The organism is Gemmobacter aquarius (assembly GCF_003060865.1).
GTDB classification, from domain to species: Bacteria; Pseudomonadota; Alphaproteobacteria; order Rhodobacterales; family Rhodobacteraceae; genus Paragemmobacter; species Paragemmobacter aquarius.
In genome coordinates this window covers 476,102-496,761 of record NZ_CP028918.1, presented here as the reverse complement: position 1 = coordinate 496,761, position 20,660 = coordinate 476,102, and the positions used below count along the sequence as shown (strand labels likewise).

Annotated in this window: 24 protein-coding genes and 1 pseudogene; 7 read left to right on the top strand and 18 right to left on the bottom strand. The window is 64.4% G+C overall.

The genetic code is table 11. The annotated features are described in order from the left end of the window. Positions 1 to 10 precede the first annotated feature (10 nt). Complete coding sequence (locus HYN69_RS02425) at positions 11 to 2,440, bottom strand: OmpA family protein (RefSeq protein ID WP_159082331.1); 2,430 nt, start codon at positions 2,438 to 2,440, stop codon at positions 11 to 13. Between the two features lie 90 nt (positions 2,441 to 2,530). Further along, a complete protein-coding gene (ubiA, locus tag HYN69_RS02420; protein ID WP_108434341.1) occupies positions 2,531 to 3,496 on the bottom strand; it encodes a 4-hydroxybenzoate octaprenyltransferase in 966 nt (321 codons plus the stop codon). A 12-nt stretch (positions 3,497 to 3,508) separates the two neighbouring features. On the opposite strand from ubiA, the gene HYN69_RS02415 reads away from it, so the two are divergent. From HYN69_RS02415 to HYN69_RS02405, 3 genes are read left to right on the top strand one after another with little or no spacing between them, the layout of a single operon-like run. Continuing rightward, positions 3,509 to 4,234 carry a 16S rRNA (uracil(1498)-N(3))-methyltransferase gene (locus tag HYN69_RS02415; protein ID WP_108434340.1) on the top strand — a complete coding sequence of 242 codons (726 nt, stop codon included), beginning with the start codon at positions 3,509 to 3,511 and terminating at the stop codon, positions 4,232 to 4,234. Then, the gene (locus HYN69_RS02410) at positions 4,231 to 4,782 is read left to right on the top strand and encodes a hypothetical protein (RefSeq protein WP_216824637.1); all 552 of its coding nucleotides are present in this window, start codon (positions 4,231 to 4,233) and stop codon (positions 4,780 to 4,782) included. The genes HYN69_RS02415 and HYN69_RS02410 overlap by 4 nt, the downstream gene beginning before the upstream one ends. Positions 4,783 to 4,840: 58 nt before the next feature. Beyond that, entirely contained in the window at positions 4,841 to 6,187 is a 1,347-nt protein-coding gene (locus tag HYN69_RS02405; protein ID WP_108434339.1) for a glutamate--cysteine ligase, read from the top strand. Between the two features lie 177 nt (positions 6,188 to 6,364). Here HYN69_RS02405 and HYN69_RS02400 read toward each other — a convergent pair whose 3' ends face one another. The 6 genes from HYN69_RS02400 to HYN69_RS21295 all read right to left on the bottom strand — a co-directional run bounded on the left by HYN69_RS02400 (position 6,365) and on the right by HYN69_RS21295 (position 9,304). Continuing rightward, positions 6,365 to 6,919, bottom strand: a complete 555-nt coding sequence (locus HYN69_RS02400; RefSeq protein ID WP_108434338.1) for a F0F1 ATP synthase subunit B — start codon at positions 6,917 to 6,919, stop codon at positions 6,365 to 6,367. Positions 6,920 to 6,922: 3 nt separating this feature from the next. Then, positions 6,923 to 7,489, bottom strand: coding sequence for a F0F1 ATP synthase subunit B' (locus HYN69_RS02395; protein ID WP_108434337.1), 567 nt, complete (start codon positions 7,487 to 7,489; stop codon positions 6,923 to 6,925). A gap of 82 nt (positions 7,490 to 7,571) precedes the next feature. After that, positions 7,572 to 7,808 carry a F0F1 ATP synthase subunit C gene (locus HYN69_RS02390; RefSeq protein WP_108434336.1) on the bottom strand — a complete coding sequence of 79 codons (237 nt, stop codon included), beginning with the start codon at positions 7,806 to 7,808 and terminating at the stop codon, positions 7,572 to 7,574. 48 nt (positions 7,809 to 7,856) lie between these two features. Further along, complete coding sequence (locus HYN69_RS02385; RefSeq protein ID WP_108436991.1) at positions 7,857 to 8,564, bottom strand: F0F1 ATP synthase subunit A; 708 nt, start codon at positions 8,562 to 8,564, stop codon at positions 7,857 to 7,859. Positions 8,565 to 8,610: 46 nt separating this feature from the next. After that, positions 8,611 to 8,943, bottom strand: coding sequence for an AtpZ/AtpI family protein (locus HYN69_RS02380; RefSeq protein ID WP_108434335.1), 333 nt, complete (start codon positions 8,941 to 8,943; stop codon positions 8,611 to 8,613). Positions 8,944 to 8,995: 52 nt separating this feature from the next. Beyond that, positions 8,996 to 9,304, bottom strand: a complete 309-nt coding sequence (locus HYN69_RS21295) for a hypothetical protein (protein ID WP_230426578.1) — start codon at positions 9,302 to 9,304, stop codon at positions 8,996 to 8,998. On the opposite strand from HYN69_RS21295, the pseudogene HYN69_RS02375 reads away from it, so the two are divergent. Beyond that, a pseudogene (locus tag HYN69_RS02375) lies at positions 9,192 to 9,488 on the top strand (ArsR/SmtB family transcription factor); the annotation flags it as partial. The gene HYN69_RS21295 and the pseudogene HYN69_RS02375 sit on opposite strands and share 113 nt — an antisense overlap. Positions 9,489 to 9,625: 137 nt before the next feature. On the opposite strand, the gene HYN69_RS02370 reads toward HYN69_RS02375, so the two are convergent. Then, a complete protein-coding gene (locus HYN69_RS02370) occupies positions 9,626 to 11,131 on the bottom strand; it encodes a malonate--CoA ligase (protein WP_108434334.1) in 1,506 nt (501 codons plus the stop codon). Positions 11,132 to 11,308: 177 nt separating this feature from the next. Here HYN69_RS02370 and HYN69_RS20430 point away from each other — a divergent pair, with 177 nt between their 5' ends. After that, positions 11,309 to 11,476: a hypothetical protein gene (locus tag HYN69_RS20430; protein WP_159082330.1), complete on the top strand. Its 168-nt coding sequence runs from the start codon at positions 11,309 to 11,311 to the stop codon at positions 11,474 to 11,476. On the opposite strand, the gene HYN69_RS02360 is transcribed toward HYN69_RS20430, so the two are convergent. The 9 genes from HYN69_RS02360 to ffh all read right to left on the bottom strand — a co-directional run bounded on the left by HYN69_RS02360 (position 11,445) and on the right by ffh (position 17,637). After that, positions 11,445 to 12,254 (bottom strand): division plane positioning ATPase MipZ, encoded by an 810-nt coding sequence (locus tag HYN69_RS02360; protein WP_108434332.1) that lies wholly within the window; start codon positions 12,252 to 12,254, stop codon positions 11,445 to 11,447. The genes HYN69_RS20430 and HYN69_RS02360 overlap by 32 nt on opposite strands. 310 nt (positions 12,255 to 12,564) lie before the next feature. Beyond that, positions 12,565 to 12,786 (bottom strand): 50S ribosomal protein L31, encoded by a 222-nt coding sequence (gene rpmE / locus HYN69_RS02355; protein ID WP_108434331.1) that lies wholly within the window; start codon positions 12,784 to 12,786, stop codon positions 12,565 to 12,567. Positions 12,787 to 12,797: 11 nt separating this feature from the next. Next, positions 12,798 to 13,172 carry a 50S ribosomal protein L19 gene (gene rplS, locus HYN69_RS02350; RefSeq protein ID WP_108434330.1) on the bottom strand — a complete coding sequence of 125 codons (375 nt, stop codon included), beginning with the start codon at positions 13,170 to 13,172 and terminating at the stop codon, positions 12,798 to 12,800. 325 nt (positions 13,173 to 13,497) lie between these two features. After that, positions 13,498 to 14,307 carry a tRNA (guanosine(37)-N1)-methyltransferase TrmD gene (gene trmD, locus HYN69_RS02345; RefSeq protein ID WP_174213591.1) on the bottom strand — a complete coding sequence of 270 codons (810 nt, stop codon included), beginning with the start codon at positions 14,305 to 14,307 and terminating at the stop codon, positions 13,498 to 13,500. Next, on the bottom strand, positions 14,304 to 14,813 hold the full coding sequence (gene rimM / locus HYN69_RS02340; protein WP_108434329.1) for a ribosome maturation factor RimM: 510 nt from the start codon (positions 14,811 to 14,813) through the stop codon (positions 14,304 to 14,306). Before rimM ends, trmD begins: the two co-directional genes overlap by 4 nt. Before the next feature lie 49 nt (positions 14,814 to 14,862). Then, positions 14,863 to 15,216 (bottom strand): 30S ribosomal protein S16, encoded by a 354-nt coding sequence (gene rpsP, locus HYN69_RS02335; RefSeq protein ID WP_108434328.1) that lies wholly within the window; start codon positions 15,214 to 15,216, stop codon positions 14,863 to 14,865. Between the two features lie 86 nt (positions 15,217 to 15,302). Continuing rightward, positions 15,303 to 15,611: a chorismate mutase gene (locus HYN69_RS02330; protein WP_230426463.1), complete on the bottom strand. Its 309-nt coding sequence runs from the start codon at positions 15,609 to 15,611 to the stop codon at positions 15,303 to 15,305. After that, positions 15,608 to 16,141: a GNAT family N-acetyltransferase gene (locus HYN69_RS02325; RefSeq protein WP_108434326.1), complete on the bottom strand. Its 534-nt coding sequence runs from the start codon at positions 16,139 to 16,141 to the stop codon at positions 15,608 to 15,610. Before HYN69_RS02325 ends, HYN69_RS02330 begins: the two co-directional genes overlap by 4 nt. Continuing rightward, positions 16,138 to 17,637 (bottom strand): signal recognition particle protein, encoded by a 1,500-nt coding sequence (ffh, locus tag HYN69_RS02320; protein WP_108434325.1) that lies wholly within the window; start codon positions 17,635 to 17,637, stop codon positions 16,138 to 16,140. The genes HYN69_RS02325 and ffh overlap by 4 nt, the downstream gene beginning before the upstream one ends. A 542-nt stretch (positions 17,638 to 18,179) precedes the next feature. On the opposite strand from ffh, the gene HYN69_RS02315 reads away from it, so the two are divergent. Together HYN69_RS02315 and HYN69_RS02310 are read left to right on the top strand one after the other, a co-directional pair. Continuing rightward, entirely contained in the window at positions 18,180 to 19,064 is an 885-nt protein-coding gene (locus tag HYN69_RS02315) for a LysR family transcriptional regulator (RefSeq protein ID WP_108436989.1), read from the top strand. 58 nt (positions 19,065 to 19,122) lie between these two features. Then, positions 19,123 to 19,974 carry a DMT family transporter gene (locus HYN69_RS02310; RefSeq protein ID WP_108436988.1) on the top strand — a complete coding sequence of 284 codons (852 nt, stop codon included), beginning with the start codon at positions 19,123 to 19,125 and terminating at the stop codon, positions 19,972 to 19,974. Positions 19,975 to 20,660: the final 686 nt, after the last annotated feature.

The window sequence follows — 20,660 nt, the reverse complement described above, 5'->3', positions numbered from 1 at the left end:
ACTGGTCAAATCAGTTATTCGCGGGACGCGGCTTCGGGCGCAAGGTCTTTTCCTGCGGCGCAATCGACGGGCTGGTATCGGCGCTGAAATCGGGGCCAGCCGCAGCAGCACCCGCCACCGCAGCGGGGGCATCCTGCGCTACAGCGACAGAAACCGGCGCTTCGAGCAGCGTAAACTCGATCCGGCGGTTTGCCTCGCGCCCATCATCGGACGCGTTGTCGCCAACCGGCTTTTCCTCGCCGTAACCGACCGCCTTCATCGTCGACACATCGACGCCTTCCTGCTTCAGCGCCACCAGCACCGCCTTTGCGCGGTCCTCCGACAGCGTCTTGTTGCCGCCTTCGGACCCTTGGCTGTCGGTATGCCCGCCCACCTCGATCGGCACGCCAGGGCATTGCTTCAGCATCACCCCAAGGGCCGAGATCAGCCCGCCCGATTCGTCGGTGATCGACGCCTTGCCGGGATCGAAGATGATCTTCTGCTTGGTCAGCAGCGTCTGGATATCGCCCACACAGGCCGCCGCCGATGACGGTATTCCCCGCGCCTGCACCAGCGTTCCGCGAATGACCGGCCCGCTTGTCGCATCCACCGCGCCGCCCTCGACCGCCGCCACCACGGGCGCTTGCCCGATCAGGTTGAACTCGATCCGCCGGTTTGCCTCGCGGCCCTCCTCGGTGCCATTGTCGGCAATCGGACGCTCTTCACCGTAGCCGATGGCGGTCATCTCAGACACATCGACCCGGCGGCCCTGAAGTGCGACCAGAACCGCCTCGGCCCGCGCCTGGCTCAGCGCCTTGTTGCCCTCTTCGCTGCCTTGGGCATCGGTGTGGCCTGAAATCTCCAGGGGCAGCGCCTTGCACTGCTCCAGCGCATCCGCCATCGCCGTCATCAGCCCCGCCGCCGTCCCGTCGATCTCGGCCGATCCGGGCGGAAAGCTGATCTTCTGCTGGGCCACCAGCGCATTCACCCGCCCGACACATTCCTCGGGCGTGGGCAGCGCCGCCAAGGGGTCAAGCTTTTCGTCATATTTCACCGCGACCTTGAAGGTCTGACCCTTGCCCAGCTTGTTCGACAGGATCTGGCTGATCCGGTCCTTGGCCGAAAGCGATCCGGCAACCCCCGACACATCCACCAGATCGCCCCGGACGACCAGCTTGCCCTCGTGCAGTTGCGACAGCGCCTCCAGCCCCGCAAGCACCCGCACGGGCCAGCCGATGGGCAGATCGGGATCGATCCGCGCCGCGATATAAACCATATCCGACCCGAACTGCGCCTTGGCGAAATTGTCCACCGCCTTGCGCTGCATCGCATCGGTCAGCCGCCCGCGCAGCTCGACCTTGCCGCTTTCGGCGAGCGATGCGGTAAACTCTGCCGGACCCGTAGGCGTCGCATCCGGCTTTTTCGGCAGCTTCGCATCCAGCGAGAACACATCCGGCAGCGCCGTCTGCAATTCCCCGACCACGCGGTCGAACACATCCTGCCGCGTCTCCTCGACCGCGACCAGCGACACATCGGCATCCGAGAATGTCACCGTGCCCGCCCCCAGCGCCGCCACCGCGTTGATCCCGGCCTCGACCGCCTGCCCCCAGCTTGGCGAAGGCACCCCGAGCCCGATCACGCAATTGCCCCGCCCCGCCAGCCCCGCCGCAGCGGCAGCCGACAGAATCCGGTTCCGCGCAGGCTCGGTATCAGCCGAACAGGCATCGAACCGCGCCCCTTCGGCATCCTTGACAAAGCGCAGCGTGAACGGTGTCAGCACCGGACGCGGTGCCGACACGTCGATCTTCGTCGCCAGCCCCGCAGGCTTCAGACGCCCCAGTTCGGCCTCGAAGGCCCGCTTCTCGGCCTCGCTCGCCGCAATCGCCGTGACAGAAACACTGTCCGCCGCGACCGATATCTTCGACCGCGGCAGCAGCCGCAGCGCGGCATTCCCGAAATCGAACGCCCGCTGCCACGTCTCGGGCGCGGCAAAGGATGACGTCTCCAGCATGTCCGACACCGGGACGCCTCCGGAAATCTCGGCGGCCAGCGCCGCCAAAGCCTCTTCCGACCCGCCCGCAGGCAACAGCCCGATCAACTGGATACCGTCATCGTTCCGCAGCACCTCGACCGAAAAGCGCGGCGCTTCCAATTCACGCGCGGGGGTCACGGACATCCGGTCGCGGATGCGGCTGGAATCGATCTGGCTGCTGATCACATTCAACAGCCGGAACCGCGACGCCTCGGTCGGGGCCGTTCCGTAAACCTGCACCAGCATCCCGTCCGCCTCGACCCGCGCCCAATCCAGCCGTTCGGCGGCGATCCGCTCGGTGAGCGCGCGATGCGACAGGTATTCCACCGCCATCGCCGCAGCCCATGCCACCAGAACCGACAAAAGCGCCGCCCCGCCAAAGGCAAGCCCCGCCAGCAGCCCTTGCGACAGCTTCGTCTTGCGCGTCATGACTGGGGACATCTACCGGCTTTCGCTATTGCACTGGGCCACGAATCCCGTAGCCCCGCGATGCGTAACGCCAAGGGTCCACCGGATCAATCAAACCAGCGCGGCGGCGGCAAAAAACAGCGCAACGATCAGCCCCGCATCCCGGTTCGACCGAAAGATCACCATGCAAGCCGCCGGATCGTCCACATCCAGCCGCCGCATCTGCCAGACCAAATGCCAGCCGAACGCCCAAACCCCGCACAGCGCCAGCCCCAGCGCCACGGGCGACCCCGCAGGCAGCAGCGCCACCAGAACCGCCCCTGCCAAAGCCGTAACCGCCACCACAAGAAACCCCGCCAGCCACTTTGCCGTGGCTGCACCGAACAACCGCGCCGTCGATTTCACCCCGATCAGCGCGTCATCCTCCTTGTCCTGATGGGCATAGATCGTGTCGTAAAACAGCGTCCACGCGATCCCCGCGCCGTACAGCAGCACGGCAGCCCAGCCGACCCGCCCTGAATGCGCCGCCCAAAGCAGCACCGCGCCCCAATTGAAGGCCAGCCCCAGAAAAACCTGCGGCCACCACGTAAACCGCTTGGCAAAGGGATAGACCGCAACCAAGGCAAGCGAGGCCACCCCCAGCCCGATGGCCAGCCAGTTATAGCTGAACAGGATCAGCGCCGCCGCCAGCGCCTGCACCACCATCCACACCAACGCCCCCGGCACCGTCACCTGACCCGAAGGGATCGGCCGGCTTTTCGTGCGCGCCACGGCGGCATCGAAATCGCGGTCGGTGATGTCGTTCCACGTGCACCCCGCCCCCCGCATCAAAAACGCTCCCAGCGCGGTAGATACCAGCAGCCACCCGTCCCAAGCCGTTAACCCGCCCGATTGCGCCGCAGCCAGTGCCACCGCCCACCAGCAGGGCAAAAGCAACAGCCACGTCCCGATCGGCCGGTCCGCCCTGCTCAGCCGCAGATACCCCCGCGTCCACGCAGGCGCATAGGCATCCACCCAGTTGCCGCGCGGCGCATCGGCCACCGTTCCGGCCTCTGGCATTTCGGTCGGTGTAACCATAGGGTGCCGCTCATGTCCGATGCAAAAATCCGCCTCTATGTAGAGCACCCCTTGGCCCATGGGCAAGCCGTGCCCCTCAACGCCGATCAGGCGCACTATCTGTTTTCCGTGATGCGCCTCGCCACGGGCGACGCGGTGCTTTTGTTCAACGGACGCGATGGCGAATGGCGCGCCACGGTCCAACAATCCGGCAAACGCGGCGGCCTCCTGTCCTGCTCCGACCAGACGAAACCTCTGCACCTGCCGCCCGACCTCTGGCTTGTCTTCGCCCCGATCAAAAAGGCCCGCACCGATTTCATCGTTGAAAAGGCCGCCGAACTCGGCGCCTCCCGCATCATCCCGGTGCAGACCCGCCACACCAATTCCGACCGCATCCGCCAAGACCGCCTGCAAGCCCACGCGACCGAGGCCGCCGAACAATGCGGCGGCACCTATGTGCCCGAAGTGGCCGATCTCCAACCCCTCGACCGCCTGCTTGGCCAATGGCCCGCCGACCGCCGCATCCTGTGGTGCGACGAAACCCTGACTTCTGCCCGCTCCGCCCTCGCCACCAGCCCACCCGCGCCTTGGGCCATCCTGATCGGCCCCGAAGGCGGCTTTTCGGCCGATGAACAAAAGCGCCTCCGCGCCATGCCGCAGGTCACCCCCGTCAGCCTCGGCCCCCGCATCCTGCGCGCCGATACCGCCGCCGTCGCCGCCCTCACGCTGTGGCAATCAACGCTGGGAGACTGGCGTTGATCCGCCCCGAGACAGCCGCCACCCTCCACCGCTGGCGCGAGGTGATCGCCACCGCAGCCCTCGGCCTTGTCGGCCTTTACATCGCGACTCTCGGCGGCCTCGTCCTGATCCCCATCGGCTTTGCCCTCACCGCGCTCGCCGCCGCACTCGGCCTGCAAGCCCTCCGCCGCCTTCGCTTCGCCCGTGACCCCTCTGGCCCCGGCGTGATCGAAGTGGACGAGGCCCAGATCACCTACCTTTCCGCCCTCGGCGGCGGCGCGGTCTCGTTGCGCGAACTGTCGGAAATCCGCCTCGTCACCCGCCGCGGCCACCGCTTCTGGCACCTGCGCCAGACCGATGGCACTGCCCTCCCCATCCCCGTCGATGCCGCAGGTTCCGACGCGCTTTTCGACGCCTTCTCCACCCTGCCCGGCCTCGACACCGGCGCGCTCGTCGCGGCCCTCGCCCCCACCGCCACTGCGACCGCCGGCCAGCCCGCCCTCGACGGCCTGTCGCGCATCATCTGGCAACGCCCCGGCAAGGGGCTTGCCGCCGCGAACCACCCTTGACTTCGCCTGTCCCGCAAAGCACGTCATGCCCTGACAGAAATTTCCCGGAGCGCCTTTCATGTCGATACCCCAATCCGGCGGCGGAGTGATCGAACGCTTCGAACAACTCGCCGAGATGATGGAATCCGGCAACAAACCCAAATCCGATTGGCGCATCGGGACCGAACACGAAAAATTCGGCTGGCTCACCGCCACCCGCCAACCGCTTCCCTATGACGGTCCCGCCTCGATCAGCACGCTATTTCGCGATCTTTCCGCACGCTTCGGCTGGGAACCGGTGCGCGAAGGCGAAAACATCATCGGCCTCACCCGCAACGGCGCGAACGTCAGCCTCGAACCGGGCGGACAATTCGAACTCTCGGGCGCCGCCGTGGAAACGATCCACGAAACCGCAGCCGAATTGCAAAACCACCTTGACGAGGTCGCAAGCATCGCAGACCCGCTCGGCATCAAATTCATGGGGATCGGCGCAGCCCCCGAATGGCGCCACGAAGACATGCCCGTCATGCCCAAGGGCCGCTACCGGCTGATGACCGATTACATGGGCCGCGTCGGCACCCATGGCACGCAGATGATGTATCGCACCTCGACCGTGCAGGTGAACCTCGACTATGCGTCCGAAGCCGACATGGTGAAAAAGCTGCGCGTCTCGCTGGCGCTGCAACCCGTGGCCACCGCCCTTTTCGCCTCGTCGCCCTTCTTTGACGGCAAACCCAACGGCCACAAATCATGGCGTTCGCGCATCTGGCGGGGCTTGGACGACAGCCGCACCGGAATGCTCCCCTTCGCCTTCGACGAAGGCTTCGGCTTCCAGCAATACGTCGATTGGGTGCTCGATGTGCCGATGTATTTCGTCTACCGCGACGGCAAATACATCAGTGCGCTGGGCCAATCCTTCCGCGCTTTCCTGCGCGGCGAGCTTCCCGCCATGCCGGGCGAAAAGCCCACGTTGTCAGATTGGGCCGACCATATGACGACAGTGTTCCCCGAGGCCCGCGTCAAGAAATACATCGAAATGCGCGGCGCCGATTGCGGCGATCAGGCCCATATCAACGCACTTCCCGCCTTCTGGGTCGGCCTGATGTATGACCAGACCGCCCTCGACGCCGCATGGGATCTGGTCAAAGGCTTCGATGCCGAGACCCGCGAAGGGTTGCGCGTCGCAGCCTCGGTCGACGGCCTGCAAGGCGAAGCGGGTGGCGTCAAACTGCACGACCTCGCCCGCGCCGCCGTGGGCCTGTCGCACGCAGGCCTTTCAGCCCGCGGCCAAGGCGAAGAACGCCACCTCGCGCCCTTGGTCGAAACGGTCAAGACAGGCATGACCCAAGCCGACCGCTGGCTTGACCTTTACAATGGCGCATGGAAGCGCAGCCTCGCCCCGCTCTACGACGCTGCCAGCCTCTGAAGCGTTTTCTGACCTCTGATCCCGCGCCGGAATTTTGACGCAAGTTCCGGCCGCCACCCGCGCGCCCCGATTTTTGCGTCAAAAATCGTCGCGAAATCTGCGTCAGATTTCGCCCTTCCCAAACGAAAACGGCCCGCAGATTGCTCTGCGGGCCGCTTCAATTCAATCCACCAAGCCTCAGTGCAGCTTGGCATCAACCTGCGCGATGGCCGCATCGATCGACGCAGCAGCGCCCTCGGCTGTCATCTGCTTGGCCAGAACGTCACCCGCCGCAGCCACGGCGACCGAAATCGCCTGATCCTTGACCGCACGGATCGCCGATTGCTCGGCCGATGCAATCTGGTCTTCCGCCGCTGCAACCCGCCGCGCGATCGACACCTGAAGATCCGCCTTTGCCTGTGCCGCAGCCGCCATCGCTTCTTCCTTGGCCGAAGCCACGATACGGTTCGCCTGCTCGATCACATCCTTCTGCTTGCGCTCATAGGACGCCAACAAAACCTTGGCCTCTTCCCGAAGCGCACGCGCCTCGTCAAGCTCGGCCTTGATCTGCACCGCACGCCCGTCGAGCATAGCGGCGATCTTGGCCGGCACCTTTGCGTAAAGCAGGATGCCGATGAAGACGATAAAGGCCAGCGTCACGATAAAGTCGGTATTCCGCAGCGAAAAGAACGGACCCGAAGCCGCCAGAGCGGGCGAAGCCGTCAAAGCCAGCACTGCAATCAGCTTTTTCATCGCTTACCCTTTCAGACGGGCGGAGACCGCCGCGTTCACGCCCGCAGCATCGACCTTGCCGCCCAAAGCCGCGACCAGTTCCTTGGCCGTGTCTTTGGCGACTGCGGTCACAGCCTCCATCGCACCGGCACGGATTTCGAGGATGCGCTTTTCCGACTCGGCGGACATCGCCGAAATCGCGACGTCGGCCTTGGCAGTCGCCGCATCCAGATCTTTCTGGATATCGACCCGCGCCTCGGCAACGATCCGCGCCGCTTCAACACGGGCCCGCGCCAATGCGTCGAGATAGGCTTTCTCTGCCTCTACCGACTTGGCCTTCAACTCTTCTGCCGCGGTCAGATCGTTGGTGATCAGACCCTTACGCTCTGCCAGAACGCCGCCGATCCGGGGCAGGGCAACGCGCGACAGCACGAAATAGATTACGCCAAGCGTGACGACGAGCCAGAATATCTGGTTCGGCATCCAGTCGGCGCAAAGCTGGGGCATGCCGATGGCACCGCCGACGTCATTGACGCAGGCACCCAGTTCAGCGGCAGCGTGGCCGGCAGCTTCGGTAGTTTCAGTCGCCATCTTGTCCTCCGCCGGACCCTTTGAACTTGGAGGGGGTGCCGTGGCTACGGCACACCCCCTTATGCAAGGATTCGAAGGATGATCAGACTGCGAACATCAACAGCAGAGCGACGAGGAACGAGAAGATCCCCAGAGCTTCTGCGAATGCCAGACCGATGAACAGGGTCGCAGTCTGCGAACCGGCTGCCGACGGGTTGCGAAGCGCACCGGCCAGGAAGTTCGCCGCCACGTTGCCCACACCGACAGCAGCGATGCCCGAACCGATAGCGGCGAGGCCGGCACCGATGAACTGACCCATGCTTGCGAGATCGCCTTCCATGATTTTCTCCTTAGATGGAATGCTTGAGATTACGAGTAGACCGTCGCGTCAATGTCCGGGATGCAGGGCATCGCGAAGATAGACGCAAGTGAGGATGGTAAAGACATAGGCCTGGATGAATGCCACCAGCACTTCCAGACCGTAGATCGCGGTGATCGCAAAGACCGACACCGGCGACAGCGCGGCGACACCGGCAAAGGCCGCGAAGACCTTGATGACCGTGTGGCCAGCCATGATGTTGCCTGCAAGACGGATCGAGTGGCTCACGGGCCGCACGAAATACGAGATTACCTCAATGATCGCAATGACCGGACGCAAGACCAGCGGCGCATCCGACATCCAGAACAGCCCGAGGAAATGCGTGCCGTTCTTGACGAAGCCAAGGATGGTCAGCGCGATGAAAACGCCAAAGCCGAGAACCGCCGTCACCGCGATATGCGACGTGGGGCTGAACGACTTGGGGATCAGGCTCAGGTAGTTCGAGAAGATGATGAACACGAACAGGGTGAAAATCTTGGGGAAGTATTTCACCCCGTCAGGTCCGGCGATGTCTTCGACCATCTTGTAGATGAAACCATAGGCCAACTCGGCGACCGACTGCACGCGCGACGGAATGACCGACCGGCCACGCGTGCCCAGAACGAACAGCGCAAAGGCTGCCAGAGCGGCAAGCGCCATCCAGAGCGTCACGTTCGTCACGGTATACCATTCGACCGAGCCGCCGCCGAACAGCGGCTTCACGATGAACTGGTCCATCGGGTGGAACACCAGACCGCCTTCGCTGTGTGCTTCGCTCGCCACGTCAGTCTTCCTCTCGCTTGGCGGCCGCCGCCACCGTCCGTTCCTGCACTTCTCGCGCCGAGCGCAGCATGGTTTTCACCCCCGCCGCAAACCCTGCGAATATGAACAGCACCAGAAACACCGGCATGGTCCCCAGCAGGGTATCCAGCCCGTATCCGATGCCGAAGCCGATCGCGAGACCGGCCACAAGCTCGACGACCATCCGCCACGCCAGTTGCGCCTGCGAATAGTCCTCCTTCTGGTGGCTCCGGCGCGGCCCCTCGGCCGCCTCCTTCGCCGCAGCAATCCGCTTCGCAAGCGCATCGAGACGCTCTTGATCGGGTTCGTCAGCCACGGCGCAGCCTCCAGATCGGTCGCGCCCTAGTTACGAAGCGCACCCCTGCAAGTCAAGCCGCGAATCCCTCCCCAAGAACGCGTTTAATCGTTTGAAATATATGACGAAAAATTAGATGGACAGATTCGGCGCACCCATTCGCCGCAACACGGTGCGGCAGCACGCTCCGATCGGCATATTCAACCATCCGGTTGACGATTGCACGACGGCCCGCCAATGTCCGGCCCATGCCCCCAAGCCTCGATGCCATATTCGCCGCCCTCGCCGACCCCACGCGCCGGTCGATCCTGACGATGCTGCTCGAAGACGACATGGCCGTGACCGATGTCGCCGAACCTTTCCACATGTCGCTGGCCGCCATCTCGAAACACCTGACCGTGCTGGCCGAGGCGGGGCTGATCACGCAGGAAAAGCGCGGCCGCGTGAAATGGTGCAAGCTGGAACCTGATGCCCTGCGCGCAGCCTCGGTCTGGATGCGCGGTTTCGGCCAGTTCGACCCGCTCGACCTCGACGCCTTCGAGCGTTTTCTCGAAACCGAGCTCGACCCGGAAACCGACGGGGGGCCAGCCCCCCGCACCCCCCCGGGATATCTAGACCAGCGCGAAAGGCAAAGCCTTCCTCGCCCGTTTCACACTCGCTCAAATATCCTCGGGGGTCCGGGGGCCGAGGCCCCCCGGCCGTTTCAACCGAACCAACCCCGATACGTCTCGCGCAGTATATTCTTCTGTACCTTCCCCATGGTATTGCGCGGCAGGCTGTCCACCACCGCCGCCGCCTTGGGCTGCTTGAACCGCGCCAGATCGCCCGCCACCGCAGCCAGCACCGCGCCCGCCTCCAGCGCCACACCCTTTTGCGCCACCAGCACCGCAAACACCGCCTCGCCGAAATCGCGATGCGGCACCCCGATCACCGCGCTTTCCAGCACGCCGGGCACCGCGTCGAGCAGCAATTCCACCTCTTTGGGATAGACGTTGTAGCCCCCCGTGATCACCAGATCCTTCGCCCGCCCGACGATGCTGACATACCCCTCACCGTCGCGCATCCCCAGATCGCCGGTGATGAACCAGCCATCGGGGCGCAACTCCTCGGCGGTCTTTTCCGGCATCCGCCAATAGCCTTGGAACACGTTCGGCCCGCGCACCTCGATCACGCCGACCTCGCCCACGGATACCTCGGCGCCATCCGCCATGATCCGCAGCTCCACCCCCGGCAACGGCAAGCCCACCGTCCCCGCCCGCCGTTCCCCGTCATAGGGGTTCGAGGTGTTCATGTTCGTCTCGGTCATGCCGTAGCGTTCCAGAATGCGATGCCCGGTCCGCGCCTCCCATTCCATATGGGTCTCGGCCAGAAGCGGCGCCGAACCTGAAACGAACAGCCGCATATGCGCCGCCGCCCCGCGCGACAGCCCCGCATCGTCCAGCAGCCGCGTGTAAAAGGTCGGCACCCCCATCAGCACCGTCGCGGCAGGCAGATGCGCCATCACCTGCCCCGCGTCGAACCCGGCCAGCCAGATCATCCGCGCCCCCGACAGCAACGCGACATTGGTCGCGACGAACAGCCCGTGGGTGTGAAAGACCGGCAAGGCATGCAACAGCACGTCCCTCTGCGTGAACCGCCACTCGTGAACCAGCACCTCGGCGTTGGACAAAAGATTGCCATGGCTCAGCATCGCGCCCTTGGACCGGCCCGTGGTGCCTGACGTGTAAAGCAACGCCGCAAGGTCGCCCGCCCCGCAACCTGCCAAAGTAACCGCCTCGGCCGCCCCCTCGGCCAGATCGCGCAAAGTCCCCGACCCGTCCGCGTCCAGCGTCAGCACCTCGGCACCATGCAGGCCCGCCACCCCGGCCAGACCCAGCGCCCTGCCACCGTCACACACGAACACCCGCGGCTGCGCGTCGTCCAGAAAATAGCCCACTTCCGCCGCAGTATAGGCCGTGTTCAGCGGCAGGAACACCGCCCCCAAAGCCACCGCCGCGCCATACAGCGCCAGCGCCTCGGGCGATTTGGCCACCTGAACCGCGATCCGGTCGCCCTTGACGACACCCAGACCGGCCAGCGCATTGGCCTGCCGCGCGATCATCCGGTAAAGCGCATCGCCCGAAACCTCGCGCCCGTCCGCCAACAGCAGAACCGCCCCCTGCCGCCCGCGTAGCGGCGCGAACAGCCGGTCGAACACCAGGTTCGCCATATCTCCCCCTCCCCTTCATCGCGCAACGCTGCCACAGCGCCACATGCCCCCGCAACCGCCAGAACCCGACACGATTTAACACAAGCCCACGCAGAATGACCGCCATTGCGCCGCAATCACGCCGCCCTTTCCGGCAAAACTGCCCTGCGGAACCATAGTCGGCGGGAGCGACGCTGGATGAAACTCGATCTCAAACGCCTCGCGCAACTGGCACTGTTCCGGCACAAGCGCGAACAGGTCGATCCGCATTTCGACCAGCGCCTGCAACGGCTCGGCACCCGCGAAGGACTGCGCGCAGCCCAGTCAGGCCCGTTCAGAACTCGGCCCGCACCCCCGGAAGCCTGAGTTCGGTCACCAGATCGCGCACCTCTTGGCGTGCTGCGATATTGGAAAGGTTCAGCTGGTCTACCCCCGTCTCGCGCAGGTCCAAAAGCGTCAGCCCGCGCGGGAACAGCTCGCGGAATATCACCCGCTCGGAAAAACCGGGCGCCACGCGAAAGCCGATCCGCTTGGCCAGTTCCTCAAGCGCGGCACCCACCTTCTTCTTGTTGTGCATCTGCTGCGCGCCCAGACGGTTACGGACGACGATCCAGTCGATAGGCTTCAGCCCCGCCTGCGCCCGCAATTGCCGCGCGTTCCAGACCATTTCGGAATAGATCGAAGGCCCCTTTACCCGGTTGGTCTCGGGGTCGATCCGCGCGAGCAGGTCGAAATCGACGAAACTGTCGTTCATCGGCGTCACCAGCGTGTCGGCCAGCGAATGCGCCACCTGTGACAGTCGCGTATGCGACCCGGGGCAGTCGATGATGATGAAATCCGAAACCGGCTCCAACTCGGCAATCGCCGCCGACAGCCGCGCGTCAAAGGCATTCTCGCCGGGCTGCAAGCCGTCTGCCGCCACCTCGGGCAACTCGCGGTAATCCGGCGTCGGCAGGGTCAGGGTCATCCTGTCCAGATAGGCGCGCCGGTTCTCGACATAGCGCCCGAACGTCTTTTGCCGCAGGTCGAGGTCAAGCGCGCCCACGCGAAACCCCAGCCGCACCAGCGCCGTGGCCACATGCATGCAGGTGGTCGACTTACCCGACCCGCCCTTTTCGTTACCGACGACGATGATATGCGCCATGACCAGAACTTCCCCCACGCGGCAGCGTTACCGCCGTTCTGGCAAGACCCGCGCAAAAGGGAAAGGGGGGCAGCCCGATTTTCCCGCAGCGTTGCCTCGACCTCGCGTTTTCTGACGCAGAAAACGCGCCGGAGTTTGACGCAAACTCCGCAAGCGCCCTTTGCCGGCGATGCGCGACACATCCACCCGAGCAACCCGGAATTTGCGTCAAATTCCGCCGCGAAGTTTGCGTCAAACTTCGCTTCCACAGCCGAAAAGGAAAAGGGCGCGCCCTGCGGCACGCCCTTTCCTGTCTCGCGGTGGTCGTGGATCAGAAACCCAGACCGGCGTATTTGTTCTTGAACTTCGACACGCGGCCGCCGGTGTCCATCAGCTTGGCCGATTGTCCGGTCCAGGCGGGGTGTGCCAGCGGGTCGATGTCGAGCGCCATCTGGTCGCCCTCTTTGCCCCAGGTCGATTTGGTCTGGAACACGGTGCCATCGGTCATCTTGATGTTGATGACGTGATATTCGGGGTGAATTCCGTTTTTCATCTGTCCAACCCTCACTCGGCTTTTTCTTTGTAGTTCGTGACTTCGGCGATACGGGCCGATTTGCCACGACGGGTGCGCAGGTAATACAGCTTGGCGCGACGGACGCGGCCGCGACGCACGACCTCGATCGAGTCGATGTTGGTCGAGTAGAGCGGGAACACGCGTTCCACGCCTTCGCCGAACGAAATCTTGCGGACCGTGAACGAGGCCGAGATGGTCATGCCGCCCTTGCGGCCGATCACGACGCCTTCGTAAGCCTGCACGCGCGAACGCGTGCCTTCGGTCACTTTGTAGCCGACGCGAACGGTGTCGCCGGCCTTGAAATCCGGGATGGTCTTGCCGAGGGCGGCGATCTGCTCGGCCTCGATCTGCGCGATAAGGTTCATGCGCATTCCTTTCCAACTTGCACGGGTTGTCCCGTGGCATGTGATGCCGCCCCAGAGCTTCCGGTCCTTGATCGGGTCCGCATCCGCGCCCGCCGGAGATAAGGCCTGCTTCTTTCGGTGCCGCCTCCCAGTCCTTGAACCTGCCGAAGGAAGCAGAGAACAAAGGGAATCGGGTCCGGATGACGAAACCGCCCCGGACTGCGGGCGTATAGGCGGGATCGCAGGGTGGGTCAAGCCGTGCCAGCGGTGTCCTTGTAGCCAAGGCCGGGGTTTCACACCCCCGGACCCCCGTGGGATATTTGGACGAATGTGAAAGCAGCCGGACCTATTTCGCCAAAAGGTCCGGCCTGCGCGCCTCGGTCAGCTTCAACGCCTCGGCCTTGCGCCACCTGGCAATCTCGCCATGGTTGCCCGACATCAGCACGGGCGGAATCTCGCGCCCTTCCCATTCGGCGGGGCGGGTGAATTGCGGGTGTTCCAGCAATCCGTCCGAAAAACTCTCTTCCTCGGTCGAGGCATGGTTGCCCAGCACGCCGGGAATAAGCCGCACCGTGGCGTCGATCATCGCCTGCGCCGCGATCTCGCCGCCAGTCAGCACGAAATCACCCAGGCTCACCTCTTGCACGTCCCAATGGTCCAGCACCCGCTGGTCCACGCCTTCGAACCGCCCGCACAGCAGCGTCATCCCCTCGGCCGCCGACCAGTCGCGTGCCATGGCCTGATCGAACGGCTTGCCGCGCGGGGAAAGATAGACGACCGGCCAGCGCGCCCGATCCATCGGCGCGCCGATGGCCGCCTGCCGCAGCGCCGCATCGACCACATCGGCCCGAAGCACCATGCCCGCACCGCCGCCTGCAGGGGTGTCATCGACATTGCGATGCTTGCCGATCCCGAATGTCCGCAAATCGAGCGCATCCAGCGCCCAAAGCCCCATGTCCAGCGCCTTGCCGGTCAGCGAAAGCCCCAGCGTGCCGGGAAAGGCATCGGGGAAAAGCGTGATGATCTTCGCCCGCCACGCCCCCTTGGCAACCAGCGGCTCCTCCATCAGGTCACGCGGCTTCAAGCTCGTCGAAACGCCGATCCGCCCGTGCGAGCGCAAGGCCCGCGGCGGCGGCAGGTCGTCGTCGACGCTCATTCCAGACCTTCGGGAATGTCGGCCACGATCTTTCCGGCCTTGATGTCGACGGTCGGCACCAAGGCCTGCGTGAATGGCAGCAGCAGGGCCGTCTTCATCCCCGGCCCCATCACCTCGAGCAGATCGCCCGCCCCGTGGTTGTGCACCGCCTGCACCGTCCCGATCACCGCGCCGCCGGTATCCTGCACCGCAAGCCCGATCAGGTCGGCATGGTAGAATTCGTCATCCGGCAGCGATGGCAGCCGGTCGCGGTCGGCATAAAGGCTTGTCCCCTTCAGCGCATCCGCCTGTTCCTTGGTCGCCACGCCAGAAAGCCGCGCGCCCAGACCGCCCGATACCGAAGCGCGGGTCAGCTTCACCGTAAACGACCGCGACCCGTCCTCGGTCCAGAGCGGCCCGTATGCGGCAACATCCTCGGGCGCGGCGCAAAAGCTTTTCAGCCGCACCTCGCCCGAGACGCCGAAAGACCCGGCGATGGCGCCGACGCAGATGCGGTCAGGTGTCATGGGGTCCCCCTTGTAAAATGGCGGGGGACAAAAGCCCCCCGCCCGCCGGTCACTCTTCCGCCGGAGCGGCAGCACGGGCGGCCTTTTTGGCGGCACGCTCGGTCATCATCTTGCCCGGAACGGCGGCTTTCGGGTTCGCGCGGACCTTCTTTTCCACCACGCCGGCCGCTTCGAGCATACGGCTCACACGGTCGGTCGGCTGCGCGCCCTGACCCAGCCAATGCTTGATCCGGTCGAGGTCCATCTTGATACGGTTCTCGTCATCCTTGGCGAGCAGCGGGTTGTAGGTGCCCAGCTTCTCGAGGAAGCGGCCATCGCGCGGCATGCGGCTGTCGGAAGCGACGATCGAATAGAACGGGCGCTTCTTGCTGCCGCCACGGGCCAGACGGATTTTCATTGCCATGATATAGTCTCCTTGGGTTTACTTGGGCCGCATCCCTGCGGCTTGGGGTTTTTCCGTAGGGTGCGCGGTCGCCGCGCACCTTCGGGTCATTTCTGCAGTTTCTCGTGATGCCTGATGACTTCGCCGATGATGAAGGTCAGGAATTTCTTGGCGAATTCAGCGTCGAGGTCGGCTTCCGCCGCCAGCCGTTCCAGCCGCGCGATCTGGCGTTCCTCGCGCGCGGGGTCGCTGGGGGGCAGGGCATGTTCTGCCTTCAGCCGCCCGACCGCCTGCGTGCGCTTGAAACGCTCGGCAAGCGTATAGACAAGGATCGCATCCAGCCGGTCGATGCTGTCGCGGTGGTCGCGCAACAGTTCGGCTGCGCGCTGCGTGGCGTCGGTCAATGGGTCAGTCATCGCAATACCTCCGACGCCGGATGGCGAAACACAAGACAGGGCGGCACGCCGATCGACTGCGCCCCGGGATCGACCACGGCACCCAACCGCAAAGCCAACGCCCGCGAGCGGGCATTGCCCTCGGCCACATAAGAGACAGCCGTGGTCCAGCCGAGTGTGCGATACGCATAGTCACGCGCCGCTACCGCCGCCTCGAAGGCCAGCCCCTTGCCCTCGGCGGCAGGGTTCCAGACCGACCAGCCGATTTCGCGCTCGGGCCATGTCTCGGGAAACCACGGGCCGGTCATGCCAAGCGGCGTCGCATCGCCCTTGGCATGGAACACGAACATGCCAAAGCCGCGTGCCACCCAATGGCCGATCAGATGGCAGAACCCGCGCCATGTGTTCGACAGGTCATAATCGCCCGTCCGGATGAACTGCCCCCGCTCCGATGCCAGCATGGCATCGAACGCCGGCCAGTCTTCCGCCTCCGGCGCACGCAGCACCAGACGTTCGGTCGTCACCACAGGAACACCCGAAAGCGAGATCATTTCTTCTTCATCAGCCCCGACAGGCTCGGCGGCAGCGAAAGCCCCTGGCGCGGCATTCCGGGGAAACCGCCGCCTTGGCCCATGCTCTGCTTCATGCCGCGTGCGGCCTCTTCCAACTGCTCGGGCGACATCTTCGACGGGTCGGGCAAGCCGCCCTTGCCCATCATCTGCTTGAGGGCCTGTTTCATCATGCCCCCCTTGCCCATCTTCTTCATCATGTCGGCCATCTGCTTGTGCTGCTTGAGCAGGCGGTTCAGGTCCGACACGTCCATTCCGGCCCCTGCCGCGATCCGCTTCTTGCGGGACGCCTGCAACAGGTCAGGGTTCGCACGTTCGCGCTTGGTCATCGACTGGATCAGCGCGATCTGCCGTTTCAGCATCTTGTCGTCGATGCCCGCTTCCGCAGCGGCGGCCTGCATCTTGCCCATGCCGGGCAACATGCCCATCAACCCCTGCATGCCCCCCATCTTGATCATCTGCTCGAGCTGCATCTTCAGATCGTTCATATTGAACAGACCCTTGGCAAAGCGCTTGGCCATGCGCTCGGCCTGCTCGGCCTCGAACGTCTCTTGCGCCTTTTCGACAAGCGCGACGATGTCGCCCATGCCGAGGATACGCCCCGCGACCCGCTCGGCCTCGAATGTCTCGAGCGCGTCCATCTTCTCGCCCAGACCGACAAAGCGGATCGGCTTGCCGGTCACCGCCCGCATCGACAGCGCCGCACCGCCGCGCCCGTCGCCATCCATCCGCGTCAGCACGACGCCGGTGATGCCCACCTTGCCGTCGAATTCGGCGGCCACGTTCACCGCGTCCTGACCCGTCAGACCGTCGACGACCAGCAGCGTCTCGCGCGGGGCGGCGATGTCGCGCACCGCCTGCACCTCGTCCATCAGCACTTCGTCGATATGCAACCGGCCCGCGGTATCGAGGAAAAGTACATCATAGCCGCCAAGGCTGGCTTGGGTCTTGGCCCGCTTGGCGATCTGTACCGCCGTCTCGCCCTTGACGATGGGCAGGCTGTCCACCCCGATCTGCGCGCCGAGGATCGCCAACTGCTCCATCGCTGCCGGACGGTTGGTGTCGAGCGAAGCCAGAAGCACCCGCTTGCCGCCCCGGTCCTTCAACCGCTTGGCCAGTTTGGCCGTGGTGGTTGTCTTGCCCGACCCCTGCAAACCGACCATCAGGATCGTCGCAGGCGGGTTGTCGATCTTCAGCGCATCCGGCTCGCCATCGCCAGCCAGCACGCGGATCAGCTCGTCATGCACGATCTTTACGACCATCTGCCCCGGCGTGACCGATTTGGTGACCGCAGCGCCCGTCGCCTTGTCCTGCACCCGCTTGATGAAATCGCGCGCGACAGGCAGCGAAACGTCGGCTTCCAAAAGCGCCGTCCGCACCTCGCGCAGCGCGGTGACGACATCGGCCTCGGTCAGCGCGCCCGCCTTGGTCAGACGGTCGAATACGCCACCAAGGCGTTCTGACAGGCTTTCGAACATCGGCGCACCTCCAAGGGGCATTTCGGGATGGCCCGCTATGGGACCGGCAGACAGTGAACCCAAGGCAAATAGGAAAAGGCACCTGCGGGCGCAACGCGCTGGCAGATGGCGATCCCGGCAAAAGCCAAGGGACCGGAAGCGAACATGCCCCCGGGAATTACCGCCAGCCCCTACGCCCATCCCCCGCGCGTGTCAAGCCAAGCCCCCCGCCCGCAAGCGTCACCCCCACGCCCACTCCGATTTTTCTGCGAAAAATCGCGCCCGACCCCTGCCCGTTTCATAAAACCGAACAGGCCGCCCGTCCTGTTCCGTCGCGCCCGCCGCTGTAAAGACGAGTATTTCGGCAAGGGTGAAACAGCAGCCGGTCATGCCTTTCACACTTGGCAGGAAATACTCTCGGGGGGAGGCGCGGCACGCGCCGTGGGGGGCAGACAGCCCCCCTGCCGCACCGCCGGAAGTCCGCAAACCAGCCGCAGCCGCACTTGCAAGCCCGCGCGCCTTATGGCCAGATAGCGTCGGACATGTTCACAGGCGCACAAGTGATGACCATCGACACATGGGATGAAATCCGCACCGCCTTTCAGGTCGCCCGTCTCGGTACCGTCTCGGGCGCGGCGGATGTGCTGGGGGTTCACCACGCCACCGTGATCCGCCATATCGACGCGCTGGAAAAGCGATTGGGCACACGCCTCTTCCAGCGCCACGCCCGCGGCTATACCCCGACCGAGGCAGGCAATGACCTGCTTACCGTCGCCCAAACCACCGACGAGCAATTTGCCCAGCTTGCCAACCGTATCAAAGGGCACGGCGAAACCGTCGCGGGCGAATTGGTCGTGACATCGATCGTCGGCCTCTCGGACCTTTTGATGCCGGTCATGGGCCAGTTCCAGACGCTGCATCCCAATGTCATCCTGCGCTTCCTGACCGACATGCGTGTCTTCCGCCTCGACTACGGCGAAGCGCATGTGGCCATCCGCGCCGGTGCCGCGCCGGAAGAACCCGACAACGTCGCCCAACCGCTCGCCCGCATCAGGACCGGCCTATACGCCACCCGCAGCTATGCCGAACGCTATGGCCTGCCGCAGTCCGAGGCCGAGTTTTCCGCCCATCATTTCGTCGTGACGGATTCGGCCGAAAGCCGCGCCCCCTTCTATCGCTGGCTGCGCGGCATCACCCCGCCCGAATCCCTGACCTACCGCGCCACCGAACCGGCAGCTCTCGAATCGGCGATCCGTTCAGGCCTCGGCATCGGGTTCCTGTCGGCCTTCAAGGCCCAGAAGGACCCCGATCTGGTCGAGGTCCTGCCCCCCCGACCGGAATGGGACGCGCCACTCTGGATCGTCACCCATGTCGATCTGCACCGCACCCGCAAGGTCCAGGCCTTCCTCACCGTCCTGAAAGACGCCGCCAAAAGCTGGACCCTGTGACCCTGAACCAAGGCCATCCGTTTTGATCCTGACCGACCCGCAGCGCGGCCATCTGGCCATGCTCAGCTTCTCGGCCCTTGTCGCAGGCTCCTTCAGCCTCGGCTCGATGGCTGCACCTTTCATCTCGCCCCTTGCCCTCACCTCGGTGCGTTTCCTGCTGGCGGGCGCAATCGTGGGCGCGGCAGCCGCAGCCTTGCGCCGCCTGAACCGTCAGGCCTTGCAGGCACCCTGGCGCTACCTTGTCCTTGGCGGATTGATGGCGACCTATTTCGTCGCGATGTTCGAAGGGTTGAAGACGGCGGCGCCAGTGTCTTCGGCCGCCGTCTTCACCCTGACCCCCGCCATGGCAGCAGGCTTCGGCTGGTTCACGCTGCGCCAGCGCGTCACGCCCCGCATGGCACTCGCCCTCGCCATAGGCGGGGCAGGCGCGCTCTGGGTCATCTTCCGCGCCGACCTGCACGCGCTGCTGAATTTTCACATCGGCAGGGGCGAATTCATCTTCTTCTGGGGCTGCATGGCCCATGCGCTTTACGCCGCGCTCGTGCGTAAACTGAACCGGGGCGAGGCTGCCGTCACCTTCACCTTCGGCATGATGGTGGCGGGCTGGGCGCTGTTGACCCTGCTCGGCTGGCACGACCTGACCGTGACGGATTGGGCAGGCCTGCCCGCCATCGTCTGGATCACGCTGGTCTATATCGCCATCGCGGCAAGTGCTGCCACCTTCGTCCTTGTGCAATACGCCACGATGCGCCTGCCCGCAGCCAAGGTCATGGCCTATACCTACCTCGTGCCCAGCTGGGTCATCCTGTGGGAAATCGCGCTGGGCCGCGCGGCACCCCCCGCGACGATCCTGATCGGGATCGCCCTGTCCATCCTCGCGCTTTTCCTGCTGCTGAAAGACGAACACTGACAACGGCGCAGGGGGCTGTCTGGCCCCCACGGGCCGCAAGCGGCCCTCCCCCCGAGGATATTTGAACGAGCATGAAAGCAGGCCCCATTCCTTTTCACGCTTGCCCAAATATCTTCGGGGGGTGAATTGGCCGGCACGGCCAAGAGGGAGGCAGACGGCCAAGCCCACTGCGATAAATGTTGATGCCAGCCTACGTCTGGGGGGTGTCAACATTTTCATTGTCCCACCATGATCCAACTTGACGCTCGCTAACGGAAGCAAGCCAATACACAAAGATTCGCTCCAGCGTTACGGTTGAGATCGGCCTAGTTCACGTGTTGTGTTCAGTCTGTTTTTGTTCCGATATGTGAAGAAAGCGCCTTATTCTTCCATAAGCTCTGTAGAAGAATAACCCGCTCAGAAAAAGGAGCGGAGGAAATATCTTCGCGCCCATCGATGAGTGGAACGCTTCGACTCTAAACAAAAGCAGACAGATCACGAGGATCAGAATCGCTGCAAACATATGCAGCACACCGATAAAGAAAAGGCGGCGTCGCTCGCTGTCTCTGATAGCCAAAGCCTACCTCGCCAATAAACAGCAGACCAAAAGGTATCTGACATTCCCCAAGTGGCCAGACGTCTGAAGACAGGATCGCCTGTTCTCTGTCCGTTGAACAACCGTTTTCTGTCCAGAGCGGCACCTGCGG